The sequence below is a fragment of the Dysgonomonas hofstadii genome, assembly GCF_014196915.1.
Classification (GTDB): domain Bacteria; phylum Bacteroidota; class Bacteroidia; order Bacteroidales; family Dysgonomonadaceae; genus Dysgonomonas; species Dysgonomonas hofstadii.
The window spans coordinates 16,726-43,514 of sequence record NZ_JACIEP010000018.1 but is presented as its reverse complement, the minus strand read 5'-3'; the positions used below and the strand labels follow the sequence as shown (position 1 = coordinate 43,514).

General features: G+C 40.3%; 25 protein-coding genes. 17 read left to right on the top strand and 8 right to left on the bottom strand.

Annotated elements, in window-relative coordinates; all coding sequences use genetic code 11:
- Window positions 1–43: 43 nt before the first annotated feature.
- From GGR21_RS18225 to GGR21_RS18205, 5 genes are all read right to left on the bottom strand, one after another.
- A complete protein-coding gene (locus GGR21_RS18225; protein ID WP_183308703.1) occupies window positions 44–1,585 on the bottom strand; it encodes a sulfatase-like hydrolase/transferase in 1,542 nt (513 codons plus the stop codon).
- A gap of 66 nt (window positions 1,586–1,651) precedes the next feature.
- Window positions 1,652–2,521, bottom strand: coding sequence for a beta-1,6-N-acetylglucosaminyltransferase (locus tag GGR21_RS18220; protein WP_183308702.1), 870 nt, complete (start codon window positions 2,519–2,521; stop codon window positions 1,652–1,654).
- Between the two features lie 3 nt (window positions 2,522–2,524).
- The gene (locus GGR21_RS18215) at window positions 2,525–3,082 is read right to left on the bottom strand and encodes a YdeI/OmpD-associated family protein (protein WP_183308701.1); all 558 of its coding nucleotides are present in this window, start codon (window positions 3,080–3,082) and stop codon (window positions 2,525–2,527) included.
- A gap of 33 nt (window positions 3,083–3,115) precedes the next feature.
- On the bottom strand, window positions 3,116–5,074 hold the full coding sequence (gene yidC, locus GGR21_RS18210; RefSeq protein ID WP_183308700.1) for a membrane protein insertase YidC: 1,959 nt from the start codon (window positions 5,072–5,074) through the stop codon (window positions 3,116–3,118).
- Window positions 5,075–5,125: 51 nt separating this feature from the next.
- The gene (locus tag GGR21_RS18205) at window positions 5,126–6,736 is read right to left on the bottom strand and encodes a CTP synthase (protein ID WP_183308699.1); all 1,611 of its coding nucleotides are present in this window, start codon (window positions 6,734–6,736) and stop codon (window positions 5,126–5,128) included.
- 472 nt (window positions 6,737–7,208) lie between these two features.
- Here GGR21_RS18205 and GGR21_RS18200 point away from each other — a divergent pair, with 472 nt between their 5' ends.
- The 10 genes from GGR21_RS18200 (at window position 7,209) to GGR21_RS18155 (ending at window position 15,978) form a co-directional block, all read left to right on the top strand.
- The gene (locus GGR21_RS18200; protein ID WP_183308698.1) at window positions 7,209–7,622 is read left to right on the top strand and encodes a phBC6A51 family helix-turn-helix protein; all 414 of its coding nucleotides are present in this window, start codon (window positions 7,209–7,211) and stop codon (window positions 7,620–7,622) included.
- Between the two features lie 140 nt (window positions 7,623–7,762).
- Window positions 7,763–8,359: a TetR/AcrR family transcriptional regulator gene (locus GGR21_RS18195; RefSeq protein ID WP_183308697.1), complete on the top strand. Its 597-nt coding sequence runs from the start codon at window positions 7,763–7,765 to the stop codon at window positions 8,357–8,359.
- A gap of 23 nt (window positions 8,360–8,382) precedes the next feature.
- The gene (gene fabG, locus GGR21_RS18190; RefSeq protein WP_183308696.1) at window positions 8,383–9,129 is read left to right on the top strand and encodes a 3-oxoacyl-[acyl-carrier-protein] reductase; all 747 of its coding nucleotides are present in this window, start codon (window positions 8,383–8,385) and stop codon (window positions 9,127–9,129) included.
- Window positions 9,130–9,298: 169 nt separating this feature from the next.
- Window positions 9,299–10,060 (top strand): amidohydrolase, encoded by a 762-nt coding sequence (locus tag GGR21_RS18185; protein ID WP_183308695.1) that lies wholly within the window; start codon window positions 9,299–9,301, stop codon window positions 10,058–10,060.
- Complete coding sequence (locus tag GGR21_RS18180; RefSeq protein WP_183308694.1) at window positions 10,061–11,638, top strand: thiamine pyrophosphate-dependent enzyme; 1,578 nt, start codon at window positions 10,061–10,063, stop codon at window positions 11,636–11,638.
- Window positions 11,635–12,222 carry an indolepyruvate oxidoreductase subunit beta gene (locus tag GGR21_RS18175; RefSeq protein WP_183308693.1) on the top strand — a complete coding sequence of 196 codons (588 nt, stop codon included), beginning with the start codon at window positions 11,635–11,637 and terminating at the stop codon, window positions 12,220–12,222. The genes GGR21_RS18180 and GGR21_RS18175 overlap by 4 nt, the downstream gene beginning before the upstream one ends.
- On the top strand, window positions 12,222–12,812 hold the full coding sequence (locus GGR21_RS18170; protein WP_183308692.1) for a hypothetical protein: 591 nt from the start codon (window positions 12,222–12,224) through the stop codon (window positions 12,810–12,812). The genes GGR21_RS18175 and GGR21_RS18170 overlap by 1 nt, the downstream gene beginning before the upstream one ends.
- Window positions 12,813–12,815: 3 nt before the next feature.
- Window positions 12,816–14,126 carry an aminotransferase class I/II-fold pyridoxal phosphate-dependent enzyme gene (locus tag GGR21_RS18165; protein ID WP_183308691.1) on the top strand — a complete coding sequence of 437 codons (1,311 nt, stop codon included), beginning with the start codon at window positions 12,816–12,818 and terminating at the stop codon, window positions 14,124–14,126.
- A gap of 112 nt (window positions 14,127–14,238) precedes the next feature.
- Entirely contained in the window at window positions 14,239–15,540 is a 1,302-nt protein-coding gene (locus tag GGR21_RS18160; protein WP_183308690.1) for a phenylacetate--CoA ligase family protein, read from the top strand.
- A 12-nt stretch (window positions 15,541–15,552) separates the two neighbouring features.
- Window positions 15,553–15,978: an amino acid-binding protein gene (locus tag GGR21_RS18155; RefSeq protein ID WP_183308689.1), complete on the top strand. Its 426-nt coding sequence runs from the start codon at window positions 15,553–15,555 to the stop codon at window positions 15,976–15,978.
- Window positions 15,979–16,057: 79 nt separating this feature from the next.
- Here GGR21_RS18155 and GGR21_RS18150 read toward each other — a convergent pair whose 3' ends face one another.
- The 3 genes from GGR21_RS18150 to GGR21_RS18140 all read right to left on the bottom strand — a co-directional run bounded on the left by GGR21_RS18150 (window position 16,058) and on the right by GGR21_RS18140 (window position 19,448).
- A complete protein-coding gene (locus GGR21_RS18150; protein ID WP_183308688.1) occupies window positions 16,058–18,025 on the bottom strand; it encodes a carbohydrate-binding domain-containing protein in 1,968 nt (655 codons plus the stop codon).
- Window positions 18,026–18,139: 114 nt separating this feature from the next.
- Complete coding sequence (rlmH, locus tag GGR21_RS18145) at window positions 18,140–18,613, bottom strand: 23S rRNA (pseudouridine(1915)-N(3))-methyltransferase RlmH (protein WP_183308687.1); 474 nt, start codon at window positions 18,611–18,613, stop codon at window positions 18,140–18,142.
- Window positions 18,614–18,695: 82 nt separating this feature from the next.
- On the bottom strand, window positions 18,696–19,448 hold the full coding sequence (locus GGR21_RS18140; protein ID WP_246348115.1) for a sugar phosphate isomerase/epimerase family protein: 753 nt from the start codon (window positions 19,446–19,448) through the stop codon (window positions 18,696–18,698).
- Window positions 19,449–19,716: 268 nt separating this feature from the next.
- Here GGR21_RS18140 and GGR21_RS18135 point away from each other — a divergent pair, with 268 nt between their 5' ends.
- The 7 genes from GGR21_RS18135 to GGR21_RS18105 all read left to right on the top strand — a co-directional run bounded on the left by GGR21_RS18135 (window position 19,717) and on the right by GGR21_RS18105 (window position 26,789).
- Window positions 19,717–20,583 (top strand): nucleoside phosphorylase, encoded by an 867-nt coding sequence (locus GGR21_RS18135; RefSeq protein WP_183308685.1) that lies wholly within the window; start codon window positions 19,717–19,719, stop codon window positions 20,581–20,583.
- Window positions 20,583–21,239: a SanA/YdcF family protein gene (locus GGR21_RS18130; protein WP_183308684.1), complete on the top strand. Its 657-nt coding sequence runs from the start codon at window positions 20,583–20,585 to the stop codon at window positions 21,237–21,239. The genes GGR21_RS18135 and GGR21_RS18130 overlap by 1 nt, the downstream gene beginning before the upstream one ends.
- 28 nt (window positions 21,240–21,267) lie before the next feature.
- Entirely contained in the window at window positions 21,268–22,416 is a 1,149-nt protein-coding gene (locus tag GGR21_RS18125) for a porin (RefSeq protein WP_183308683.1), read from the top strand.
- Between the two features lie 2 nt (window positions 22,417–22,418).
- Window positions 22,419–23,015 (top strand): hypothetical protein, encoded by a 597-nt coding sequence (locus GGR21_RS18120; RefSeq protein WP_183308682.1) that lies wholly within the window; start codon window positions 22,419–22,421, stop codon window positions 23,013–23,015.
- A 49-nt stretch (window positions 23,016–23,064) separates the two neighbouring features.
- Window positions 23,065–24,291: an alpha/beta hydrolase family protein gene (locus GGR21_RS18115; protein ID WP_183308681.1), complete on the top strand. Its 1,227-nt coding sequence runs from the start codon at window positions 23,065–23,067 to the stop codon at window positions 24,289–24,291.
- 8 nt (window positions 24,292–24,299) lie between these two features.
- Window positions 24,300–24,839, top strand: coding sequence for a DUF4269 domain-containing protein (locus GGR21_RS18110; RefSeq protein ID WP_183308680.1), 540 nt, complete (start codon window positions 24,300–24,302; stop codon window positions 24,837–24,839).
- Between the two features lie 648 nt (window positions 24,840–25,487).
- A complete protein-coding gene (locus GGR21_RS18105; RefSeq protein WP_183308679.1) occupies window positions 25,488–26,789 on the top strand; it encodes an NAD(P)-dependent oxidoreductase in 1,302 nt (433 codons plus the stop codon).

Below are 26,789 nucleotides of genomic sequence, written 5' to 3'. Positions count from 1 at the left end.
TGCAAGTAAAAGCGCTGTTAAAAATCACCTAATAATCAAGCACCTAAGGCTTACCAGCATAAGTGCCATCCATTATATCCTTTATCTGCTTCCATAAATTGCCGCCATCGTTAGAGGATTTCGGACCGGGTGTCGATCTGCCATCTTCTATATATTTTTTTACTTGAGCAACCATTTCCTTAACCTGACCGTCATATTCAGGGTTATTTATACAGTTCACCTTTTCCTCCGGATCGTTCGACATATCATAGAGCTGCAAAGGAGGATGACCATTCATTTTATATTGCTGGTCGGAGCCGTTGCCCGCATTAAATATCAGCTTATACTCCGGAGTCCGATAGGTGAAATAACCGCCTCCGGAAGTAGCAATAAGATCAGAACGGGATGTCGTACCTTTTCCCGCAAGTACAGGCCAGAAGCTATAGCTGTCTTCTGCCTCGGCATCACCACTTTTATAGCCCAACATATCGGCAAAAGTAGCATATAAATCTGTAAGCGACACAAGTGAATTTTCTTTTACATGGTCATATTTGTCACCCCACGATAATATGAAAGGAATACGATGTCCTCCTTCCCAGGCATGCGACTTATATCCCCGGTATATATAGCTGGGATAATGGCCATTTTTATTCATATTATCCACATGGATATATCCTGCACAACCGTTGTCTGCAGCAAACATCACGATGGTATTCTCATATTTGCCTATGTCTTTCAGTTTTTGGTTAAGCCGTCCTACGATATCATCTATCATCATCACAAGATCGCCGTAATCGCCGATTGAAGATTTACCTTTAAATTCGGGGCTCGGTAATAATGGTATGTGCGGTGCCGTCAAAGCCATATAAAGAAAAAATGGCTGTTCCGAATTTTTGCCGTTTTCCAGATAGTTGAGCATCTTATCTGCAAAATGTGGTTGCATACTTTCTGCACTCCAGTCGCTATGCCCGATACCGCCTTTGATTTTATATAATCCTGTGCCCGAGTCTTCGAAAGTCGTATTCGGTTGTTTTTCCACCATATTGTTTTCTATATATAGGTGAGGTGCTCCCGTTGGAGAGACTATACCATAAAAATAATCGAATCCTCTGTCGGTGGGACCATTAGTAATCGGTTTTGTAAAATCGATATTATCGACGTTTTCTTTATTACTTTTGTAAGCCCAGTCCTGTCCAAGATGCCATTTGCCGATAGCTGCTGTCGTATAACCTTTTGATTTGAACATATCGGCAATAGTTTTGCGGCCGGGAGTGATCATCGCGGGTGAAGTAGCACCCAAAACACCACCTTTTTTAGTTGTCCGCCAGTTATAGCGTCCTGTGAGAATAGAATAGCGCGAAGGCGTGGATAAGGCTGATGAAGAATGCGCATCGTTGAAAGATATACCATGAGCACACATTTCGTCGAGATTTGGGGTATCTATCTGCGAGTCGGGATTGAGTCCTCTGATGTCTCCGATTCCCATATCATCGGCAAGGATGAGTATAACGTTCGGCTGTGTATTCTGACCGTGAATAGTCCCAAGGTTACATGCCAGTAGTCCAAGGGCGAATGATGACGCTGATAAGGCTGTGTGTGTTTTCATTTCATAGATAAAATGAGGGCTGGGTTTGCTAAAAAAAATCAAAGGCTAAATATAATTATATCTTTTTTAATTCTTTATATCTTTCCATAATTCTTCTTGGATTTTATCCAATAGTTCCCTGCTATTACCATCAAACTTGCGGGCAAAGTAAGGGAAACGTTGTCCGTACTCGTCGTCAAATTCAATATGTGTTTTCAGAAATTCAATATGATTGTCTGTCATCGTCGCAGGAGGAACAGGCACCTCCCAGTCAGTATATGTCAGACTGGCGGCCGTATTGTCTGAAAATGGAGAATTACCTATGATCGTTTGAAAGAATGCTTCATCCGGAATTAAGGTATATTTAAAGAAGCTTACATATCGCCTATCTTCTTCCACTGTTTTCAGAATATACTTCACACAATTATTTGTCAGGGCAAACCATTGTGTACCTGCATATATTTTAAAAGGAGGATTACGTTTTATGTTCAGTTTCTTCAATAATACCTCCGCCAGCAAAAGCGGATTGTAAAGCCGGGCATCGCGTCTCTTAAAGTCGAAAAAATAGTATAGATAACGCTCTAAGGGTTTATAAGGAACCGGGACGGGAGCGATATCAATATACTCTTTTCGCTGATTCAGCTGATCAAGTAAAAACGTTTTTGACCGGACAGGGTAATCAACACCACTGATAAGTATAAAATAATCGGCCAGAGGACTACCGCTCACCGCATTACGCATCAAAGCGAGAGTAGCCTCAACCATAGTGAAACCTCCCCAGTTTATATCGATATGTTCGGGAATTATTCTGACATTATCTTTTGAAGGATTGTAAGCATCACCCGATTTCTTATCTACATGGATATAGAAAGTGCTGTCTGCGTCATCAAGCGCGTCGATCAGCCTGTCGAGATGCAGGAAATTGTTATGAGCCAGTATCAGATAGCAGATTTTCATTTTTCAATAGTATTTATCTGTACCTCCATAGCCTTTAATAAGCTTATTAGCCCTTGTTTTTTCGATAAAATGATTCAGGCGTTTCTGAAAATGATCGGGATAATCGCGGGCCATATCGATATAGGCGATCCTTATACGTTTATAAGAATCAGAGAAAGAGGAAAAATTCTTCCATGCCAGTTCATCTTTTTTTATTTCTTCGATAATGTAGCCGGGAATAATATATTCTTCTTCCAGAATAAAGCGTATGGAATCAACAACGGTCGAATGGATCATATTATTCTTATGCAGCCAGATGATCCTTTCTTTATTCAGTTGGGAATAGGTACTCTTTGGGTTACGAACAGAATAACGCTGGATGGTATGGTATTCATCCAGCGTTTTCAGTGTACTGTCGATCCATCCGAAGCACAGTGCTTCTTCTACGGCATCGTTGTATAATATAACCTCTTTTCCTGAAGATTTTTTTGGATAGATAAGCCAGATTTCCTTCTCTGTCTGAAAACTAACTTCCAGCCATTTACGCCATTCTTCTCTGTCTTTTACATATAATGTTTTCATCACAGAAAGAGATTTGGTAAGGTAATAGAGGTTTTATCTTTTACGTTTTGTACTATTGGTTTTATTCTTTTCTTTCAGCTGTTGCTGTTGCATACGCTGTGCTTCTTCGAGGCGTGCCATAAAACCCGATTTCTTTTTCGGCTTCGCTTTATTGGCTTCCAGTTTGGCAAGCACCTTTTTCTCATCGATCATATAGCGGAACGCAATAGTCAATAGAATAGTCATCAGCAGCGATAAGAAATAATAGTATGTAAGACCTGAAGGATAATCGTTCAACACGAACAGGAAGATCAGCGGCATCAGGTACATCATCCACTTCATACCCGGCATTTGCTGTTGCCCGGTATTGGTCATTTCCATGTTGAATTTTGTATAGATGATATTTGTTATAGTCATCAATATACAGAACAAGCTCAGATGCGACCCGATCAATGGGATGTGAGTTCCCCAGTTTATTACAGCATCGTAGGTAGACAAGTCGTTTGCCCAGAGGAAACTCTGCTGACGCAGTTCTATCGCATTGGGAAAGAACTGGAACAAAGCAATCAGTATAGGCATTTGCAGCAGCAGGGGAAAACAACCACTCATCGGATTAACCCCGACCTTATTATAGAGTGCCATCGTAGCCTGCTGTTTTTCCATTGCCTGTTCCTGCTTCGGATATTTGGCGTTGAGCTCCTCAACCTGAGGGCGCAATACCCGCATTTTGGCAGATGACATAAACGATTTATATGTCAATGGAGAGATAACGAGTTTTACTATTATTGTCAGTAGCAGAATAACAATACCCATCGATAGCCCTGTATCTTTCAACAGATTGAAAATTGGAATCACAACATATTGGTTTATCCAGCGGAACAGCGTCCATCCCAGTGGAACAAGCTTATCTAAATCGAGTTGTTTGCTGGCATCGTCAATATGTTTGTCATACCCCTTCAACAGTGAGAATGACATCGGCCCCATATAATATGAGAACCCGGCTCTCATTGTTCCTGCATTCATATCTACCTGAGCAGGGACAAATAGAGTAGCGTCAAAGGCTTTCAGATATTCACTATCTTCGGTTGTCTGTAATACTTTTGAATCAAGAAGAGCGACTTCGATCTTCTCATCGGCAATCAATATCGGGGCAAAGAACTGGTTTTTGAACGCGATCCATTTGGCAGGCTCTTTTACTTCCACCTGCTCGTTTTTATCTGCGCTCAACTCTTTCACATCACCACCTACATATTTATAATAAAGATGAGAATAGCGTTGCTCATTCTTTACACTTTTTTCCTGACGACGAAGTTTTTGTGCCCAGTTTATTTCAAACACATCTGCTTTTTCCCTATCGAGAAGCGGTTGCATTCCTACCATACTGATATCGAACTTCATTGTATAATCGTCATCCGCCAGCTTGTAAATGAAATCGACATACTGGCTATCAGAATATGAGAAACGCATGATAAGCGAATTGTCGTTTTCTGATTTTAACGGAGTAAATATAAGGTTATTGGTATGCAGAACCTTATTTTGCCTGTTAGTCAAAGCCAATGAAAAGTCCCCGTCGTTATTGAAAAGATAAAGAGAATCGGAGTTCTCTTTTGCATCTTTATTGTAACTCATATACTCTTTTAGCTGAGCGCTTACCATGCGCCCGCCTTTCGTAGAAAAAACAAGTTTCAGCTTATTATTTTCAAGGGTGGTAAATTGTTCCTGCTGTTGTTTTGAAGCATTTTGCAACGAATCTATTGTCTGCGAAGAGGAATCCTGTTTTTGAACAGGTTGTGCAAAAAAATCATCGACAACATTATTCTCTTTGGAAACCAGTGTTGTATCAAGTGTTAGTTTCTCCTGTTCCTTTTGAAGTGTTTGAGCGTATTCAATCGAGTCTTTTATGCGTTGCTGTTTCTGGCGTTCGATATCTTCCGCCGAAGGTTGATTCAATATACCAAAGCCTATTATTACTACAGCAATAAGTATAAACCCGATAACCGTATTCTTATCCATCTAAAAATTGTATAAAGTTAAATTCCTTTCTTGAGGTCACAGACCTATTTATTATTTTTTCTTGTTCTCTACTATTGCTTTAATAAAGCTCATAAATAAAGGGTTGGGAGAAACAACCGTACTATTATATTCGGGATGGAACTGTACTCCGAGATACCATTTTTTTTCAGGCATCTCCACAACTTCAACCAAACCCATTTCCGGATTGATACCCGTACATTTCATCCCATGACTTTCATAGTCGTCCCTGAAATCGCCATTAAACTCGAAACGATGGCGGTGACGTTCTTCTATCAGCTTCTTACCATAAGCCTGATAGACGAGCGAACCTTTTTCCAGTTCGCACTTATACGCGCCAAGCCTCATTGTTCCGCCCATATTGGTAACATTCTTTTGTTCTTCCATCAGGTCAATCACCTTGAATGGAGTATGCTGGTTCATTTCTGTCGAATTTGCATCTTCCAAGCCCAATACATTACGGGCAAATTCTATTACCATACATTGCATACCCAGACAAATCCCAAAAGTAGGCACATCATGCTCTCTAGCATATTTCAGGGCATGAATTTTTCCTTCGAGCCCTCTCTGCCCAAAACCAGGAGCAATAACTATGCCATCCAACGAAGCAAGTGTAGCTTCTGCATTTTCTTCGGTCAGTTTGTCAGATAATATAAATTGAAGATCAAGCGTTCTGTCGTTGTATGTTGCCGCCTGCAATAAAGATTCATTGATAGATTTGTAAGCATCGGGCAGTGCAACATATTTACCGACCAAGCCTATACGGACTGTCTCTTTGGCATTTTTCTTCTTATCAAGAAATTCACGCCAGGGTTTCATTTCCGGTTTATCGCCGATAGGCATACCAAGTTTACGAAGCACGATCTCATCCATATTCTGAGCCTGCATATTTAAAGGCACTTCGTAAATAGTAGGCACATCGACTGATTGTACTACTGCATCGACTTCTACGTTACAGAATAATGCCACTTTGCGAAGGATATCTTTATCCAACTGGTGTTCGGTACGGAGAACAAGCAAGTCGGGCTGAACTCCTTCCGATTGAAGTTGCTTCACGGAGTGCTGCGTAGGCTTAGTCTTTACTTCTCTTGCCGCAGCTATATATGGCACATAAGTAAGATGCACACACAGGCAATTTTTGTCGAGCTCCCAGCGCAACTGGCGTATACTCTCGATAAAAGGCAGTGACTCTATATCGCCGACTGTTCCGCCAATCTCAGTTATTACAAAATCATAGTCATATTTTGTACCGAGCATCTTAATGTTTCGCTTGATTTCATCGGTGATATGAGGAACTATCTGAACGGTTTTACCCAGATAATCGCCTTTACGTTCTTTACTTATCACATTCTGATAAATACGTCCGGTAGTGATATTATTATCCTTATGTGTAGGCTGATTCAGAAAACGTTCGTAATGCCCAAGATCCAAATCGGCTTCATGCCCGTCGACCGTAACATAGCATTCACCATGCTCATACGGATTCAGTGTACCCGGGTCGATATTGATATACGGATCGAGCTTCTGAATTGTTACTTTATACCCTCTGGCCTGTAATAGTTTTCCCAGTGAAGACGCAATGATTCCCTTTCCCAATGAGGATATTACTCCTCCTGTCACAAATATGTACTTCGTATTAGCCACGACTTTTAGTTTTTATATTTTTTAGATACTAAAAAGAAAGCACAAAAGTACAAAAAATATTTAGAAGTAATCAGCAAAAAGACAAACGCCTGAACTTCTTAAATCAAAATAATTATTAAATTATAAATCAGTGACTATTAGGATTCTGGCGTAACGCAAAACAATAGGTCGTTTCAAAATGTTAATCTATTATCAAACAGTTATATCATGAACATTTATTCAATCTTAATAACGATAGGCAGCATTCTTTTTATTTCGAGTATTTACCTTTGGTTCAGAGCCGGAGTTATCAGACGAAGGAATAATGACGAATCGAAAAAAAACGATCGCACCGGGGGTTTTATGTTCATGACCTCGTTGTTGATTTTTGCCATTGCTCTGTTAATATGGCTATTAACTTAACAATGCATATGCTGATTGTTAAAAAAAATCTATTAAATTCTTGCTGTTTTATCTGTATCAGAAAACTCTTATGGCAAAATTTAATGAAGAACTACAAACTAAAATCATCGAATTACTGGGAACCGAATTTTTCTCTATCTCGCAAACCTGCAAAATACTAGGCATCAGCAGACAGATATTTTATACATGGATGAACGAAAAGCCCGAATTTAAGACAGAGGTGGAAGAAGCCATCAAGTACCGCAATGAAGAATTAATGTCACTGGCTTATATGTCCATCAAAAAACGGCTGAAAGAAGGCACAACGGTTGTAGAAAAAGACACATATATACCTGACGAAACGGATGACTCAAGGCTGAAATTTAAATCGAGAACTATCACAACCAAGGATTATATGCCCGACTTACGCACTGTAAGAATGATACTGGACAGAAACGACAAGCAATCACACACATCCTCTGAAACGAGAAAAACAGGAAAATAAAAAAGTGAAAAATGCGTCAACTTTGTCAACTTTTAACAAAAAGCAATGGAAGAATTCAGAAAAACGCAAAAGTTATTACTGATTCCATAATTTTTATACTAAATTTGCACACTTATAATATTTGTGTGCATTTTTAATATATGACCATAAACAAAACCCGAAATATATTGATCGACGTAGCACGTCAACTATTCGCCAAACTGGGAGTAGAAAATACGACTATGAACGATATAGCTCTGGCTTCGCACAAAGGCAGGCGCACATTATACACATACTTCAACAACAAGAACGAGGTTTATCAGGCCGTTCTGGAATCGGAACTAAACCAGATGTACCAGGCCCTGCAAACTGTTGCCAGCAAGAAACTTCCGGCTGACGAAAAGCTTATGCTGTTCTTTTATACCCGTTTCGATGCGGTAAAAAATGTAGTGGCCCGTAACGGGACACTCAAAGCAGATTTTTTCCGTGATATATGGCGTGTGCAGAACGTAAGGAAATCTTTTGACAGGAAAGAGATACAGGTTTTAAAGGACATCCTCAACAAAGGAGTAGAGGAAGATATTTTCGAAATGCCGGACACTGAGGCTACAGCCGAAATACTTCACCATGCGCTGAAAGGACTGGAGGTACCATACATCCGCGGGCAGATAAGAGCCGAAAGCCTGAAAACCGAATCGCAAAGGGAGAATATCGCTTATCTGATCTTTGAAGGCCTTAAAAAGAAGAAAAAAGATTAAATCATATATTAATTTATAAAATTATGAAATTATTAGAAGGTAAAACCGCTATTATTACAGGAGCAGCCAGAGGAATCGGTAAGGCTATCGCTCTTAAATATGCAGAGCAGGGAGCTAACATCGCTTTCACTGACCTGGCTATCGATGAAAATGCAAAGGCCACAGAAGCCGAAATAGCTAAATTCGGCGTGAAAGTAAAAGGTTATGCATCAAACGCTGCTAACTTCGACGACACTCACAAAGTAGTGGAAGAAATAGTAAAAGACTTCGGACAGGTAGATATCCTTATTAACAATGCCGGCATCACCCGTGACGGACTAATGATGCGTATGAATGAACAACAATGGGATATGGTGATAAACATCAATCTGAAATCAGCGTTCAATTTCATCCATGCGCTTACACCTGTTTTCATTAAACAAAAAAGCGGAAACATCATAAATATGAGTTCGGTTGTAGGTTTGTCAGGAAATGCAGGACAGACTAACTATTCTGCTTCTAAAGCAGGAATGATCGGCCTGGCTAAATCAATAGCAAAGGAACTTGGATCGAGAAACGTTCGTGCGAACGCTATCTGCCCGGGATTCATCATCACCGAAATGACAGGTGTACTTTCTGATGACGTAAAGAAAAAATGGGCTGAACAAATTCCCCTTCGCCGTGGAGGAACACCTGAAGATGTAGCTAATGTAGCCGTATTCTTAGGGTCTGACCTATCTGCCTACGTTACAGGGCAAGCTATTCCTGTTTGCGGCGGAATGAACATGTAATACATTTTCACAAGAATAACAGGGCGGTCCGGAACATTTAGCATTCCAGACCGCTTTTCTTTTTACACAAGCGCCCAATAATCTTACGATAAATTAGCAATCTGCTATTTTATATCTTACTAAAAAGACTTATCTTCGAAGTCTGTTTGGACTAACATATCTGATACACATGAATATACTTTTAATTCAAACCGATATTAAGTGGCAGGACCCTACATACAACAAAAATCAGGCAAGAAAGATAATCGACGCTTCACCTGATGCCGATCTTATCATCCTGCCGGAAATGTTCACTACGGGCTTTTGTATGACACCCAATGGCATTGCTGAAAAGGCAGCTACCGAAACCCTGCAATGGATGCAACATGTAGCCGGAGAAAAGAATGCGGCCGTTGCCGGCAGTGTAGCCACCGAAGAAAACGGGAATTATTATAACCGCTTCTACTTCGTGAAACCCGATGGCAGCTATGCTACATACAACAAAAAACATCTCTTCACCTATGCCGGAGAACATAACGAATACACTGCCGGAGAAGACCGTGTGATAGTAGAATATCAGGGAGTAAAAATATTATTGCAGATATGTTATGACCTTCGTTTCCCTGTGTTTTCAAGGAATAAAGGAGATTACGACATGATTATCTATGTAGCGAACTGGCCGACACAACGCATCGAACCCTGGAATATACTGCTACGGGCAAGAGCCATCGAAAACCAGTGTTATGTAGCTGCAGTTAATCGTACAGGAAACGATCCGGACAATAACTATTGTGGCGGAACGGCATTAATAGACTATCTGGGTAAAACAATCGTTTCAGCAGAGAATAATATTGAGGAAGCCGTATCAGGGAGTATAGAACTAAAATCCTTGACCAGATTCAGGGAATCATTCCCCGCTTTACATGACGCTGATAAATTTACACTAATATAAATGAAAGAAAAACTATTATTACTGGGCGATCAGGCTATTGCCTTAGGAGCAATCCACGCCGGTATAGCAGGTGTTTACGCTTATCCGGGAACACCATCCACCGAAATAACGGAATATATACAAGAGCAGCCTTTAGCACAGGAAAGAAAGATACACAGCCGTTGGTGTGCGAATGAAAAGACAGCGATGGAAGCTGCCCTCGGAGTTTCATATATTGGAAAAAGGGCGCTGGTTTGCATGAAGCATGTCGGGTTGAATGTTGCCGCCGATGCATTTGTGAATTCATCGATGACAGGAACAAACGGAGGATTGGTTGTACTGGTTGCCGACGACCCGTCGATGCACTCTTCACAAAATGAACAGGATTCCCGGTTTTACGGTAAATTTGCCTTTGTTCCTGTTTTCGAACCATCGTCACAGCAGGAAGCTTACGATATGATCAGGTATGCGTTCGAAGTATCCGAAAAATACGAACTTCCTGTATTAGTACGGCTAACCACACGTATGGCTCATTCCCGGGCAGAAGTGGTTACATCCGGAATTAAAGAACAGAACCCGATAAAATTTCCGGAAGATAAATCCCGCTGGGTACTCCTTCCGGTAAATGCCAGAAGACGATATAACGAACTGTTAGCCAGCCAGCCTGAGCTGGAGAAACTATCAACCGCATCCGAATACAATTCATACAAGAAAGGAAATAAGCAAGGGGTTATCGCATGCGGTATCGGGTATAACTACCTGATGGAGAATTTTCCACAGGGATGTGACCGCACTGTATTGAAAATATCCCAATATCCGTTGCCAAAGGAACTGATCAGAAAAGTAATGGATGAATGTGACGAAGTTCTGATATTGGAAGACGGGCAGCCTTTTGTAGAAGAACAACTTCGCGGATTACTCGATGAAAGCGGCAAAGTGAAAGGGCGATTGACTGGTGAATTACCACGAGTAGGAGAACTCACTCCCGATAATGTCCGTGCGGCATTGGGCTTTGAAATGGAGAAACAATTTGAAGCGAGCAAAAATATAGTACCCCGTCCGCCAGCCTTATGTTCAGGTTGTGGACACTCTGATGTATATAAAGCTCTGAACGAAGTAGTTGAGGAATATAAAGATGCTAAAGTTTTCAGCGACATAGGCTGTTACACGCTCGGGGCACTACCTCCATTCAGGGCGATCGATACCTGTGTGGACATGGGGGCATCTATTACTATGGCAAAAGGGGCTGCCGACGGAGGATTGTTCCCGTCTGTCGCTGTGATCGGAGACTCTACATTTACCCATTCGGGTATCACCGGGCTATTGGATGCCGTAAATTCAAAGGCGAACATAACAGTCGTCATATCTGATAACCTGACAACAGCCATGACCGGAGGACAGGATTCGGCTGGGACTGAAAAACTGGAAGAAATCTGCTATGGCATAGGCGTAGAGAAAGAGCACGTACGGGTGGTTATTCCTCTCCCTAAGAATATGGATGAGATAAAAAGCGTGATAAAAGAAGAGATAGAATACAAGGGTGTATCGGTTATTATCCCACGTAGAGAATGTATTCAAACATTAAAAAGGAAAAAATGAAACTAGATATAATACTTTCGGGAGTCGGGGGGCAAGGAATACTTTCCATTGCAGCCATAATAGGAGAAGCCGCTTTAAAAGAGGGTTTACACATCAAGCAGGCCGAAGTACATGGTATGAGCCAGCGCGGAGGAGATGTACAGTCGAATTTACGTATATCCTCATCAGAAATATATTCCGACCTTATTGCAAAAGGGAGCGCGGATGCCATTATATCCCTCGAACCGATGGAAGCATTACGCTATCTCCCCTATCTCTCTCAGAAAGGATGGATAGTAACGAATTCAACTCCGTTTATCAATATTCCGAATTACCCCGATCAGGATGCCATAACAAAGGAACTTTCTTTATTACCGAATGTGATTCTTTTGGATATAGACACTCTGGCAAAAGAAGCGGGTTCTGGAAGGGCAACCAACATGGCATTGCTGGGGGCCGCATCTGTTATTTTAGGTATCGATCAGGAAAAACTAGAAGACGCCATACGGCAAGTATTCTCCCGCAAAGGAGAAAAAATAGTAGAAATGAATCTCAAGGCTTTTGAAGGAGGGAAGAAAGCAGGAGAAGAACAGATAAAAATATAATGCATATTATCAATACTCTTGAATTTGCACCTTATGATTATGCTAAAGAAAATCATAAGTCTCCAATTTATGATGACACCGACGAAGATTGGTATATCTATTGGAAAAGGTGTATGCATGACAGCGGTTTATCCTATTTAGAACCTATACAAAAACGTTCCTGGCTGGTTAATATTGATACTATTAGTAATACTGATTTTAGAATTTTAGCAGAAGTTAAGAAATCAGATAAAGATCTTGGCGAAGAACTTGAGAAAGAATTCTATGGAGGAATAGTTATTATTCCCGAAAATGAAGAAATAAAATTAACGACCAGTTGTTGTGGGGATTTGTCTAATCTGGAAGAATGGGAAAATATTTTTACTGACACAAATCAAAAGTGGCAAATGTTATGGATAGGACATCCATATCCTTATTACAGGCATAATGAAGACTATATCGAATTCTCAGAACAAATGGAAGGAGATGTAGATGAAAATACTAAAGTAAATTTAACCGTTTCAAAAATCTGGTTAGAAAAAGAAATAAAAAAGCTAAGGCTAAAACAAGATAAATTTATAAAGCAAATAGAAGAACTCTTAAATAGCTAACAAATGCAAAACAGAGTATTCAGTCAGGAACTCATTAAACAGGTTATTGACGATCTAAAAATAACAAATCTGGAAAATGCCACTATCGGCGAAGTATTATTAATAGCTTCCCGGTTGGAGCAGGTCACAGGCATTCCGTTTATCCGTATGGATCAGGGAGTACCCGGATTAAAGCCATGCCAGATAGGATTAGAAGCCGAGAAAAAAGCACTCGACGCCGGAGTAGCGTCCATGTATCCAGCAGCAGAAGGTATCCCTGTATTGAAGAATGAGGCCGCACGATTTGTAAAAGCATTTCTTGATGTGAATATTTCTCCTGTGTCTTGCATTCCTGTTACAGGATCGGTCGCAGGTTCTTTTGGTTCATTTATTGTTTGCAATCAATACGATGAAAAGAAAGACACCGTACTCTTTATCGATCCGGGATTCCCTATCCAAAAATCGCAATTGAAAGTATTGGGAATCAATTATCTGGAATTTGACATTCACTATTTCAGAGGAGAGAAGCTAAAAGAAAAACTCGAAGATATACTTCAAGCAGGTAACATCTCCTCTATCGTCTACTCCAATCCTAACAATCCCGCATGGATTTGCCTTACCGAAAGCGAACTGAAAATAATAGGTGAACTGGCAACCAAATACGGAGTAATCATCTTGGAAGACCTTGCCTACTTCGGCATGGATTTTCGTACCGATTTCGGACATCCGTTCGAATCGCCATATGTACCGACAGTAGCAAAATATACAGAAAACTACATATTGATGCTGTCTTCATCCAAAATATTCAGTTATGCGGGACAGCGGGCAGCAGTAGTCTGTGTATCGGACAAACTGTTTTCTTTGAAATCAGAAGCGTTGGCAAAGCGATATTCAGGAGCAGGGATTTTCGGCCCTACATTCGTAGGAGCAATATTATATATGATTACTTCGGGTATTACGCATACCACCCAATACGGATATGCAGCCATGCTTAAAGCAGCTTCAGATGGCGATTTCAACTTCGTGGAAGAAACCAGCGAATATGCCAGACGTGCACACCGGATGAAAGAATCTTTCAAAAAGTATGGTTTCCATGTAGTGTATGATAAGGATATCGACAGAGATATTTCCGATGGCTTTTTCTTTACGATCGGTTATCAGGATATGAGTTGCGGCGAACTGATGCAGGAATTACTTTATTATGGAATTAGTTCTATTGCCTTATCAACTACCGGAAGCGAGCAACAGGGCGTAAGGGCATGCTGTTCTCGGATGAGTGAAGATTTGTATGATGTATTGGATAATAGATTAAAGGCGTTCAGTATAGATCATTAAGAAATTTCTTTTTGTCATTCTGGAGCTAAGCGAAGCATCTTTATACTCAGGAGATTTTTCACTCCGTTCAAAATGACAAAATAAACGATAAAACTAAAAACTAAAATATACTATGATTTGGAATAAACCCAAAGAGTGCATGAGTACTGAAGAAAAACGGAATCTTCAGGGGCAGCGCTTGCGTAAACTTGTAGAAAGGGTATATCACTCCACCCCCTTCTATCGGCAGAAGATGCAGGAGATGGATGTTACTCCCGAAGACATTAATACAATTGATGATGTCGTAAAACTCCCGTTTACGACCAAACAGGATTTGAGGGATAATTACCCGTATGGACTGTTTGCCGTACCGATGTCGGAGATTGTCAGATTACATGCATCCTCGGGAACAACAGGCTCTCCCACTGTTGTGGGCTATACCCGCAAAGATCTCTCTATCTGGTCGGAAATGACAGCCCGCTGCCTTAGCGCATTCGGAACAACAAGAAACGATATTTTTTCGGTCGGATATGGCTATGGATTGTTTACCGGAGGACTGGGTTTACATTATGGAGTTGAGCATCTCGGGGCAACTGTCATTCCTATGTCGAGCGGTAATACATCGAAACATATCCAGTTACTTCACGACTTCGGTGCAACGGCCCTTGCCTGTACACCATCCTATGCCCTTTATCTGGCAGAAGCCATGGCAAAAACAGGAATACCCCGTGAAGAATTCAAATTGCGCACAGGTATTTTCGGAGCTGAACCATGGACAGAAAATATGCGTAAGGAAATCGAAGCAAAAATGGGTATTGATGCCTATAATATATACGGTCTAAGCGAGATAATGGGCCCGGGGGTAGCGCATGAATGTGAGTACAAAGATGGTTCTCATATCATTGAAGATCATTTCTATGCAGAGATCATCTCTCCTGATACCCTTGAGCAATTGCCACACGGAGAGCAAGGTGAATTAGTATTCACGACATTAACAAAAGAAGGTTTACCACTATTAAGATACAGGACAAAAGACCTGTGTACACTGATGGATGAACCATGCAAATGCGGGCGCACAAATGTGAGAATGAGCCGTATCGTGGGACGCAGCGACGATATGCTTATTATTCGTGGAGTAAATGTATTCCCGTCGCAGATAGAAAGCGTTATACTGGAAATGGAAGAATTTGAACCTCACTATATGCTTGTGGTCGATAGAATAAACAATCTGGATATACTGGAAGTACAAGTAGAAGTGCGGGATGGATTCTATTCGGATGAAATAACAAAGATGCTCGCACTCAAAAAGAAAATAGCCCAACGCCTGCAAAGCGTTCTGGGAATTAGTGCAGATATCAAGCTCGTAGAACCGTTCAGCATAAAGCGCAGTGAAGGTAAAGCACAAAGGGTATTAGATAAGAGAACATTTAACTAAGATCGATTGACCATGACAATAAAACAACTATCGGTTTTCATAGAAAACAAAACAGGCAGGATAAATGACGTTACCCATATACTGGGCAACAACGGAATAAACATGACAGCCTTTAGCCTCGCAGAAAACGCAGACTTCGGCATACTGCGTATGATTGTATCCGATGTGGAACATGCGGTTAAAGTCTTAAAAGAAGCACATTTCGGTGTAAGTGTAACAGATGTAGTATGTTTCAACTGCCCGAACAAGCCCGGTGCTCTGGCAATTGTATTGGAATACTTGGCCAAAGAAAATATATTCATAGAATATATGTATGCATTTTCGGAAGGAGAAACAGCAAGTGTAGTGATCAGACCTACCGATATAGATAAATGCGTTGAAATACTAATATCCTATAAATGCGATATTCTGAATAAGTCAAATCTGAAACAGCAATAAAAGACGGAACGGGTCTTGCATCACTGCAAAACCCGTTCCTCAACATCAATTATCTATCTTAAACAAGAACTTATATTTTCTAAGGACGTCCTCCACCCGATGAGCTTCCTACAGTATTCACCATAGAACTGGAACTGGCAGTAAATGTATTTGCCGAACTTCCTCCGGTATACGTGCCTCCGGTATAAAATCCATAGAACTCCGTAGCTCCGGTGATGCTTCCGCCCTTATATATCGTATAACTAGTATTTGCTTTCATGTCGGGACTGCTAAACAACAATGTCATTGTATTGTATGTCCTTGGCACCTTATAAGTTAAGATAGCAGTACCGTCCGAAGATTTTATATGTATCAGTTCATTCGCCGTCCCGGTAGTGCTATAAACCAGGGATCGTTGTGTGCAGACACTCGATGTAGGACTGCTGGTAGCCCCTCCTGTGCCGATAAGGATGCCCCCTGTTATTTTGAAAGTATTGTTGTCGCAATCGAATCCTTCTTCGGGTGAAGTCGTTCCGGAAGCTATCACAACTCCTCCTGTTACAGTGAGAGTCCCGTTTGAGTCTATTCCATCATTAGTTGTACTGTAGCAATAAATATTTCCTCCGTTTATCGCTATATGATTTGAGGCATTGATACAGTCATCGTAAGCTTCAATAATTATATTACCATTGTTTATGGTCAGTGTCTTTTTACTTTCCAAGCCTTCGGCTTCAACTCCGGAAGTCTTTATTGTAATATTACCATTATTTACTGTAACATTTCCATCTGCTTTTATAGCTTTAGCAGCTGTGTCGTCCGAGCCATATTTATACTGTTCACCTGTTGTTGTAACGGTTACCGTTCCGCCTTCCATTATAAAATCATTATCGACACTGATACCCTTACCTCCGGCGCCCGAGCTGGTTATTTTCAGAACTGTTCCATCATTAATGGTAAGGTTACCATCACACTTTATTCCGGCTGCAGAAGATATATCCTGATCGCTGGTATCATAAAATGCACTACCCGAAGTTGCAAGAGTCAGATCGCCACCGGTCAGAACCATATCGCCACCGGTCTTAAAAGCTTTTGATGCCTCACCTTTTACATTGATATTAATTGTCCCGCTATTCACGGTTACCGAACTTATATCACTTTTTATACCCATAGCCTTTTGCCCCGTAGTTGTGATATCAATTGTAGCGTTGTCTATAGTAATGTATGGAGTTATAGATGCATCAGAATCTTCATAAGAGGCCACAATACCATCGTCGGCGCTTTTTATCGTAATGTTTCCTCCATCGATGCGGATATAGCCTTCATCACAATCAATGCCATCGCTGGAAGCTTTAATTTCTACAGTTCCGCCATCCATGCGGAAATAATCCTTGGCATGAATACCATCGCTTACCGCCGTTTTCACAATGATAGTTCCACTTTTTACCCTGACATAATCATCGCTGGCAATAGCATGTTTATAAAAGCCATATACTGTGAGACTACCGCTACCTTCAAAGTTCAATTGCCCTTCGCTAAAGAAAGCTCCTTTCATGTCCTCATCGCCATACGGAGTATATGTACTGCTATCGATAAGGCGGTTGGATGTTCCTCCTACCTGGGTAATCGTCACTTTTTTACCCGATTGAATATTGAGCGCAGGACCATCGGTACTTGTTATATCGATACCATTAAAACCAAGTCCGAATTTCAGATCGCTATAAATCTTGACAGATCCGCTTTTTGTTTGTCCTGACAAAACGTAATTAAATTCTGTAGTAGTATTTGTGGATGTGACAACAACATTTCCGTTGCTCTCGGTTATGGAAACCCCGTCATCTTCATAAGGATTTGTTATAGAAACCCCGTCATTAGTAAAGGTTATAAGTACAGCATTGACAAATGTCGTATCTTTTGTGTCCGTCTTGAAGTCATCGTCAATAACAACTTCTTCATCGTCATCATCAATATCGCCATCATCTATTATATCTGAAACATCATCATTGCTACATGAAAATGCAATCAGACAAATAAGGCTAAAAAATCCGATAAATAATTTGTTAATATTCATAATCAGAAAGTATGTGATTGAATGCAATATTACTCTCTTTCTGAAAATGAGGCAAACAGTTTCGACAAATAGGGTTATTCTATCGACAAATAGGAAAATCTACCCGAAGTTGTATCATTCATGATGATAGGGCTCATTATTGAGGATTGTCATAGCTCTATAAAGCTGCTCTACGAATATAAGACGCACCATTTGATGTGAAAAAGTCATACGGGAAAGAGTCAGTTTTTCATTCGCCTTGTTATAGATATCCTGAGAGAAGCCGTAAGGCCCTCCGATAATAAACACAAGGCGTTTCGATACAGTATGAGTTTTCTTTTCGATGTAAGATGCAAACTGCGCGGAAGTATATTCCTTCCCCTTTTCATCGAGTAAAACAATGTAATCACCGGGTTGTATTGATTTAAGGATTAGTTCCCCTTCTTTTTCTTTTTGTTGCTCAACAGTCAGACTTTTAGTGTTTTTCAGATCAGGAATAATCTGAATATCGAAAGGTATATAATGTTCCAGCCTTTTCTGATATTCAGTGATCGCATCCACAAAATAACCGGCATCGGTTTTGCCTATAACAAGAAGGGTTATCTTCATAAAATCTTTATTTATGCCAAAAATATAAATAATTGACCAAAATAAAAAACGGGATAAAACTTATCCCGCTCATTTCATTCCTTTATTTAGTTGCATCGATTACTCCTCTGAAATATCCGATCGACTCGGCTATACCTGCCAACGGTGTTTTCATATTCCGTTCATATTCAAGGCTGCATGCTCCATCATATTTAACCTCGCGCAGCATCTTTACAAAAGCCGGAATATCGATAATTCCACGACCTATTTCTCCGGTCTTACCTTCTTTACTGGCCGCAGTCGTATTCTTCATATGAATATCGAAAACCCTGTCTTTGTATCTTTTAAGATCTGCAATAGGATCTTGTCCGTCGCGCAAATTATGGCCAATATCGAGACACATGCCAATACGCGGATCAAGATCTTTCACACGCTCATAAATATCTGTTGCATTCGGATATAATTTAATATCAGGACCGTGCAGGTGGATGGCATATTTAAAATCATATTCCTTCACTTTCTCTTCCACATAAGGGAGTAATTCATGGTTAGGTACACCGACAATCAACTTCACTCCTACTCTTCTGGCATAATCGAAAGCCTTGTCTACTTCTTCTTTCGTTTTCATATAAATAGGCCCTACAGCATACCCTGTGACATTATGTTTCGCAAGTTTTGCATGAAACTCAGCTATTTGTTCATCTGTACTATTCAGTGGAAGATGAAAATCTTTAATACATAAATAATGGACATCTACCTCTTCCATCATTTTCAGGGTTTCATCCAGATTAAAATTAACAAAAGTATAACCTGCTATTGCCACTTTAAACAATTCACCATCGTCTCGCAGATTCATTTCAGGTTCATTTGCCCGGGCCGTATCACTAAAAACAAATGTGCACACGCACACAATAAATAGAAAGTGCTTGATTTTATTCATATTATATGGTATAAATTTAAGATTCTTCTAAGAAGTTTTATTATATACTACAAATATATGAAATTTGCTTCTATAGCTATTTCACATATCCCGTTTTATTAACTAAACTTATTTAAAAAAGTAAGATTATAGAATATACAACCGGATTTGCATATCTTTGCATTTAAACTATAAAGAAATAATTATGAGAATAATACCGGAATCAGAATTAATTATCAACGGAGATGGTAGTGTATTCCATCTTCATATCAAACCCGAACAACTAGCTGATAAGATAATAATGATGGGTGACCCCGACAGGGTAAGCCTTACAGCTTCATTCTTTGACAGCATCGAAGTTGACGTTCAAAGCCGTGAGTTTCACACCATCACAGGAGTGTATAAAGGCAAACGTATTACAGCAATATCGCACGGGATAGGCCCGGATAATATCGATATTGTACTTACCGAACTGGACGCCTTGGCAAATGTAGACTTTAAAACCCGGGAGGTAAAAAAAGATTTCAAACAACTGACAATGGTTCGTGTAGGGACCTCGGGTGGGTTACAACCCAACTGTCCAATAGGTTCGTATGTCGTAGCTGCTAAATCTATCGGTTTCGACGGCGTACTAAATTATTACGAAGGGCGCAACGGAGTGGCTCTGCTTGCTTATGAAGAAGCGTTCAAGAAATATGTAGACTGGAACCCTCAGCACTGTGCGCCATATTTTGTTCCGGCAGATGAAGAACTGGTTCAACGTGTAGGCCATGATATGATAATGGGAATGACCATTTCTGCTATCGGATTCTACGGACCTCAGGGTAGATATGTGCGCATGCCATTAGCCAATCCCGATCTGAACAGCAAAATAGAAACGTTCGAATTTAAAGGCGACAAAATCACCAACTATGAAATGGAAAGCGCACCGCTCGCCGGATTAGGAAGACTGATGGGACATAAGGCCATGACTGTCTGCACAATTATTGCCAACCGCCTGGCCGGAGAATCGAATGCTAATTATAAAGGATCGATAGAAGACCTTATCAGAAAAGTACTGGATAGAATTTAATGAAAGGCCGAACGAAGAAAATCATTAAACGGACCGTGGGGATAATTTTCATAGCAGTATTGCTTGTCGGTGCAGTTATTGCCTTTGCTAACTGGAAAATACCACACGATGCAAAAGAATATATTTTTAATAATACCGACAGCGTCCCTTCACAAAAGGCTGCTTTAGTTTTAGGGGCGGCCAGATATATCGGCAACAGGCAAAACCTTTACTTTACCTATCGCATACAGGCCGCAAAAGAGCTTTATGAGGCAGGTAAGGTAAAGGCCTTTGTTGTCAGTGGAGACAATCGCTGGCATCACTACAACGAAGCCGACGATATGCGCAGTGCCCTTATCGAGGCCGGAGTGCCGGACAGCATTATCCATTGCGATTATGCAGGACTAAGAACACTTGACTCCGTTGTAAGAATGAATAAAATATTCGGGCAGGATTCATTTATCATAGTCTCTCAGAAATTTCATAACGAACGGGCCGTATTCATTGCCCGGCAAAAAGGATTGGATGCATACGGATACAACGCAAAAGACCTGAGACTAAGTAAATGGTCATTTAAAACTAAAATACGGGAAATATTTGCCCGTGTAAAGGTATTTGTGGATATAGTTACAAATAAGCAGCCACGGCATTTGGGAGAGCCAATAAATATAGATTAACGGAATAGATAGATACGACAACGAACTAATGAAGAAACTTTTACTCGCGCTTACTTTATTTACAGTATACACTTTTACCTATGCACAAGACGTAAATAATGAGCTTTTAAAGAAACTGGTAGAGAAAAATATTTTAACCCAGAACGAAGCCGATTCCATACAGATAAGTGCCCAACCCCAAAAGGAACCAGGATCATTCGATCAGGCAATAGAGAAAGTAAGAACCGCATTTAATACGCCTTATATGCAGTTCGGTGGATATGGACTGATGATGTACAGATACAATGATGTAAGCAATATAAAGCATGATGTAAACGCCCGCGTCATTTTTCTGCATATGCGGGGCGAATTGTTCAAGAATTTCAGCTATTTTGCCATGATGGAGTTTGTGAATCCTACCCTGACCGAATTCTATATAGACTGGACACCATCCAGCGCTTTCAATGTAAAACTTGGGCAGGCAAAAATACCTTTATCGCTAGAGAACCAATTTTCGGCCACGGTGCTGGAATCTGTTTCTAACAGTCGTTCCGTTTCAACACTGATCGGCATGGGTGATGACGTTTTACGATTACAAAATGGGAAAAACAATGGAGGCCGTGACCTGGGAATACAAGTCTACGGAAATCTGTTCGAAACAAAAACACATCATTTGCTGGAATATAAAATAGGATTATATCAGGGAACAGGTCTTATTACCAGTGAAACCAATAATACGAAAGACTTTGCCGGGAATATATTATTACAGCCCGTAAAAGGATTCCGCATAGGTGGCGGCGCATACTTCGGAGAAGCTACCTACACAAAAAACGGGGAAACAGAAACGAGAGACCATGTGCGCAACCGCTGGATCGCAAGTACGGACTATAAATCGGACAGGCTTTATGCCCGTGCCGAATATATCAGGGCAAATGATGGCGGAATAAAGAAAGAGAGCCTGCATGGCATTGGATTATGGTATTTCATTCCTGAGAAATTGAACGCTTTTGGAAGAGTAGATTATTTAAATACTGATAAGGATATAAATAGCGAAGTGATTGATTATACAGCCGGAGTAAATTATTACTTTTACAAATCGTGCCGTGTGCAACTGAATTATACTTATTCGGACTACTCCAACAAATGGGGAGCGCCTAATTCAAACCTCGTACAAGGACAATTACAAATCGTATTTTAAAGATGCAGGCAAAAGATATTATAGGAAAAACCATCACCGATATTTATCAATGGGTAGAATATGAAATCGGCGGACTCGATCAGGGAGAATGCTTTCTCGAAATTGACAAAGATTTTTTTGTAAAGATTCCTTATTTCGAAGATGAAGAAATAGCTGTAGAGAATATAGATAAAAGAGCGACAAGTTTTTCGTCAAATCAGGCTATTGAGACTGTAAATAAACCTGATAAAGAAAAAAACAAAGTCCTGAACAAAGGAGAAGAAAGACGGGCATTCTTCCGGCAATTAGGAAAACATCTGGGACGGATGGCCAGTTATGAAGAAATAGCTCCAAAAAGTAAACCCCATAAAACAGAAAACTTATCAAACGAAATCCTCGAAATCAAAGGCCAAAGAATTATCGACTTCATATGGGACACCGAAGAAGATAAAAAAGGTCTTTTCCTGTTGAGTAACGGTTTCCTTATCACGGAAATGTCAATAGCTCCGAACGGATTGGGATTAGCAGGATTGAATTGTTTTGAGAATATGGAAAAGCTGGTAAATTCGGGACAATACGATTACAGCGACCTAGAAAGAATTACCTACGACCTACCCTGATCATTGGGATTTATTGATATATTTGTGATTCATTCTAAACGACGGAATCATGAAAAAGTATGTCCCTTACTTAATAGCAACTTTATTTGTTTTCTCCATATCCTGCGAGTCAGCCAGCAAACCATCTTTAATAAAAAGTGAGAAAAACGTCCGCACAATAAAAGCCGATGATATAAAGAAAAGTTATAAGGAATATGCCATAAACTACCTGAAAGTATCTGAATCGCGGGTAAACGAAGAATTAGCAAAGATAAAATATGATATCACTTTCTGTAAAGTGACATACGAGGCTGTCGATCCTTCCGGCAATACAAAAATATTATCGGGGCTTATCGGCTATCCAAATCTTCCGGATAATGAAAAAGAGAAACCATTGACAATAGTTTCGGTACAACACGGAACTTTATTTTCCGAATCGGAAGCTCCGTCTTTCAATACTTTCAAAGATGCTGGCACATTAAGAGACGCCCTTACATTGATCCCTCCTGCCCACGAAAACGGATATATTATTGTTGTTCCCGACTATTTCGGTTATGGAAGTGATGAAAAAGATATACATTACTATGAAGTAAGACCTTCTCTGGCTGAGGCCGCAAGAAAATTAATTGAGGCCATTCCTTCATTTACAAAAGATAAATCATTGCATACAGATACTTCCAGACTCTTCCTCTTTGGTTATTCCGAAGGAGGTTTCGCAACCATGTCTACACTAAAATCGTTCAGCGAAAACAGATCAAATTTTACAGACATTATCACCGTTGCAGGGGCAGGCGCTTATGACAAAGTGGCTACGGCGACCCACGTCATTCAGCAGACCACCGGCGATTCTCCTAACTTTACAGCATCCTACCTATGGGTATTGCTGACATATAATACTGTTTATGGCATCAACAAGGATTTAAACCAGTTAGTACAACCTGACCTGATACCGGTTATTGAAAAATATGCAGGGACAGATAAGATCATGCAGTCGAAACAAATACCTTCTGCTCCCTCAAAAGCTTTTTCCCCTGAATTTGTGAAAGGAATTGTGGAAAGAACCGACAACGCATTCATGAAAGCCCTGGAAGACAATGACGTAAGTGATTTCAATGCCTTAGGCAAAGTTGAACTTGTACATGGCACAAAGGATACATGGGTACCCACATTCAATACCGATTCGGCATTTATCCGCTTACAAAAAAGAGAGGTAGATGTAGATAAATACCTCTACGATGGAGGCACTCATTCCACAACCTACCCTGTCTTCGTCCTGAAAGCATTAAGCAAGCTATAGTTTTGCCTATGAACTGGAAGGATATTGAGTATCTCTCATCAGGAAACGAAAGGCAACAAAAAGCTTATCATGTTCTGAAAAAAACGAATGTTTTATCTGTTTTACAAGAATACGATCCCATTCTTGTGGGAACTATACCGATTGGGATAGATATTAAAGACAGCGATCTGGATATTATTTGTAATACACGGGATTTAAAAGGATTTCAGAAAATTGTTGCAGAAAACTTTTCTCAATATAAACCCTTTGCCGGATATTTTAAAGAAGATGCCTTTGTCGCCTCATTCAGGTATGACGGCACAGAGATAGAAATATATGCAAAAGATAAGCCCTCTTTTACACAAAACGGATACAGGCATATGCTTATTGAGCACCGGATATTAAATATGGCAGGAGAAAAATTCCGGGAGGAAATTATAGAACTGAAAAAACAAGGCTACAAAACAGAACCTGCATTCGGGAAATTACTAAACCTCACAAAACCTTACACCGACCTTCTCGAACTGGAAAAACTATCTGACACAGAATTAAAAAGTATTCTTCCATAAAAACTTTTCATTATTTTACAACTGCTTTATCTATGTTGTAAACAATGAGCAAATGCGGTGATATGCCAATGTGCCAATAAAAAAGATGAAGTATAAAAAAAGGAGTAAAATATGCATAGTACATGACAAAAAATATTTTACATATATCTAAAAGACTTATTATGTTTCCCTTACAGGGCGCAACCTCTTGGGTTATCAGTACCCGGGGCGTTGCCCCGGGCTAGAATATATCAGGCTTTCAGCCTATTATCTTTCCGGATGGCCTGAAAGGGCTACATAATATAGCCCAATGGCAACGCCTTGGGTCGGGAAACATAAATACTGAAAGGGCGCCCTGTAAGGGCAGTATAGGTTTATATTCTATTTTTTGTCATGTACTATGAAAATATGTCAGATTTGTCAGGTTTTAACAATTCTGTGTACTAGCGAAAAGTATACTGGTTTACTAGAGGGAATATTGAAGAATAAAACTAGCAAGCTAGAAACAGCGTTCAGCGGAACAGAGTGTAGCTAAAACTTAAAAACTATTAAACTAAAATATGTGTCAACTTTGTCAACTTTTTACACAAAATATCCATTTTGCTATATGAAGTTTACAAAATAAGATATACTTTTGCAAACTCAAGATTACAAAATAAGATTTTTTATATGAAGAATAATTTCGCCGAGATAAATACAGGCTATACAACCAAAGAAGCTATAGATGAGGCTAAACGTTGCCTTAATTGCAAAAACCCTCTGTGTGTACAGGGATGTCCGATAGAACACGATATACCGGGCTTTGTGCATCAGCTTTCGATGGGTAATGTAGGTGCAGCCATGCAGATCATAAATGAGAAAAGTAATCTGCCTGCTATTTGCGGAAGAGTATGTCCTCACGAGAAGCAATGCGAAGGTCATTGCATCCTCAACAAGAAAAACAATCCTGTGAAGGTCGGCAGACTGGAACGCTTTATTGCCGACTTCGATAGTGATATGAACCTGATCAAAGAAAGGATCAAACCAAAAACCCGTGGCAAAGTCGCCATCGTAGGTTCAGGCCCTGCAGGGCTTACTGTAGCCGGAGACCTTGCAAGAGAAGGTTTTCATGTGACAGTATTCGAAGGACAGAAAGAACCGGGTGGAGTGCTTATGTATGGCATTCCCGAATACCGCTTACCAAAAGAAATAGTACGCAGGGAAATAAAAAAGATAGAGACTCTCGGTGTAAATTTTATCAATGATTTCATTATAGGTGAAAAAGCGACTGTAGACGATCTTTTAAACAAAGAATACGACGCTGTGTTTATCGGTTCAGGAACATCAGTCCCTAAAACCCTCGATATTCCGGGAATAAACTTGTACCGCGTACTGCAATCCTCTTATTTCCTGCGAATGGCCAATCTTTACAATAACGGTGATATAAGCCGTGCAGCGGTACCTTTACTGGAAGGGGAGAATATAGCCATTATCGGAGCAGGAAATGTAGCAATGGATGCAGCCCGCACTGCGCTAAGAATGGGTGCAAGATCAGTAAACATAATATACCGTGGAACAGAAGAAAATATCCCCGCATTAAAAACCGAATATACCGAGGCCGTGGAAGAAGGGACTAATTTCTTATGGCAAAGCCGTACCATTGAATGTATAGGGGAAGGTAATACACTGAAAGCCATACGTGTGGAAACACCTGAGGGGGAAAAGGTGATACCAATGGACAGAGTGCTTATCTCCATAGGCTCAAAACCGGCCAACCGTATCGTATCTACTTCGCTGGGCATAGATGTAGACAATAACGGATATGTGATCACAAAAGATCATCCATATGGAATGACTACACGAAAAGGCGTATTTGCCGGCGGAGACGTGGTACACACTCCGCAAACAGTAGTATTGGCTATGCGGGAAGCAAAACAGGTGGCAAAGGGAATTGCACAGTATGTGGACGCAGTGAAACTGTTAAGCCAATAA

Bases quoted from the DNA above. Each gene is read 5' to 3' on its own strand.
- GGR21_RS18125 (WP_183308683.1), top strand. From the start codon at position 21,268: ATGAAGAAACTTTTACTCGCGCTTACTTTATTTACAGTATACACTTTT.
- GGR21_RS18185 (WP_183308695.1), top strand. From the start codon at position 9,299: ATGAATATACTTTTAATTCAAACCGATATTAAGTGGCAGGACCCTACA.
- yidC (WP_183308700.1), bottom strand. From the start codon at position 5,074: ATGGATAAGAATACGGTTATCGGGTTTATACTTATTGCTGTAGTAATA.
- GGR21_RS18170 (WP_183308692.1), top strand. From the start codon at position 12,222: ATGCATATTATCAATACTCTTGAATTTGCACCTTATGATTATGCTAAA.
- GGR21_RS18135 (WP_183308685.1), top strand. From the start codon at position 19,717: ATGAGAATAATACCGGAATCAGAATTAATTATCAACGGAGATGGTAGT.
- GGR21_RS18110 (WP_183308680.1), top strand. From the start codon at position 24,300: ATGAACTGGAAGGATATTGAGTATCTCTCATCAGGAAACGAAAGGCAA.
- GGR21_RS18150 (WP_183308688.1), bottom strand. From the start codon at position 18,025: ATGAATATTAACAAATTATTTATCGGATTTTTTAGCCTTATTTGTCTG.
- GGR21_RS18105 (WP_183308679.1), top strand. From the start codon at position 25,488: ATGAAGAATAATTTCGCCGAGATAAATACAGGCTATACAACCAAAGAA.
- fabG (WP_183308696.1), top strand. From the start codon at position 8,383: ATGAAATTATTAGAAGGTAAAACCGCTATTATTACAGGAGCAGCCAGA.
- GGR21_RS18115 (WP_183308681.1), top strand. From the start codon at position 23,065: ATGAAAAAGTATGTCCCTTACTTAATAGCAACTTTATTTGTTTTCTCC.
- GGR21_RS18225 (WP_183308703.1), bottom strand. From the start codon at position 1,585: ATGAAAACACACACAGCCTTATCAGCGTCATCATTCGCCCTTGGACTA.
- GGR21_RS18160 (WP_183308690.1), top strand. From the start codon at position 14,239: ATGATTTGGAATAAACCCAAAGAGTGCATGAGTACTGAAGAAAAACGG.
- GGR21_RS18130 (WP_183308684.1), top strand. From the start codon at position 20,583: ATGAAAGGCCGAACGAAGAAAATCATTAAACGGACCGTGGGGATAATT.
- GGR21_RS18195 (WP_183308697.1), top strand. From the start codon at position 7,763: ATGACCATAAACAAAACCCGAAATATATTGATCGACGTAGCACGTCAA.
- GGR21_RS18120 (WP_183308682.1), top strand. From the start codon at position 22,419: ATGCAGGCAAAAGATATTATAGGAAAAACCATCACCGATATTTATCAA.
- GGR21_RS18220 (WP_183308702.1), bottom strand. From the start codon at position 2,521: ATGAAAATCTGCTATCTGATACTGGCTCATAACAATTTCCTGCATCTC.
- GGR21_RS18180 (WP_183308694.1), top strand. From the start codon at position 10,061: ATGAAAGAAAAACTATTATTACTGGGCGATCAGGCTATTGCCTTAGGA.
- GGR21_RS18140 (WP_246348115.1), bottom strand. From the start codon at position 19,448: ATGAATCTGCGAGACGATGGTGAATTGTTTAAAGTGGCAATAGCAGGT.
- GGR21_RS18175 (WP_183308693.1), top strand. From the start codon at position 11,635: ATGAAACTAGATATAATACTTTCGGGAGTCGGGGGGCAAGGAATACTT.
- GGR21_RS18200 (WP_183308698.1), top strand. From the start codon at position 7,209: ATGGCAAAATTTAATGAAGAACTACAAACTAAAATCATCGAATTACTG.
- GGR21_RS18215 (WP_183308701.1), bottom strand. From the start codon at position 3,082: ATGAAAACATTATATGTAAAAGACAGAGAAGAATGGCGTAAATGGCTG.
- GGR21_RS18155 (WP_183308689.1), top strand. From the start codon at position 15,553: ATGACAATAAAACAACTATCGGTTTTCATAGAAAACAAAACAGGCAGG.
- GGR21_RS18165 (WP_183308691.1), top strand. From the start codon at position 12,816: ATGCAAAACAGAGTATTCAGTCAGGAACTCATTAAACAGGTTATTGAC.
- rlmH (WP_183308687.1), bottom strand. From the start codon at position 18,613: ATGAAGATAACCCTTCTTGTTATAGGCAAAACCGATGCCGGTTATTTT.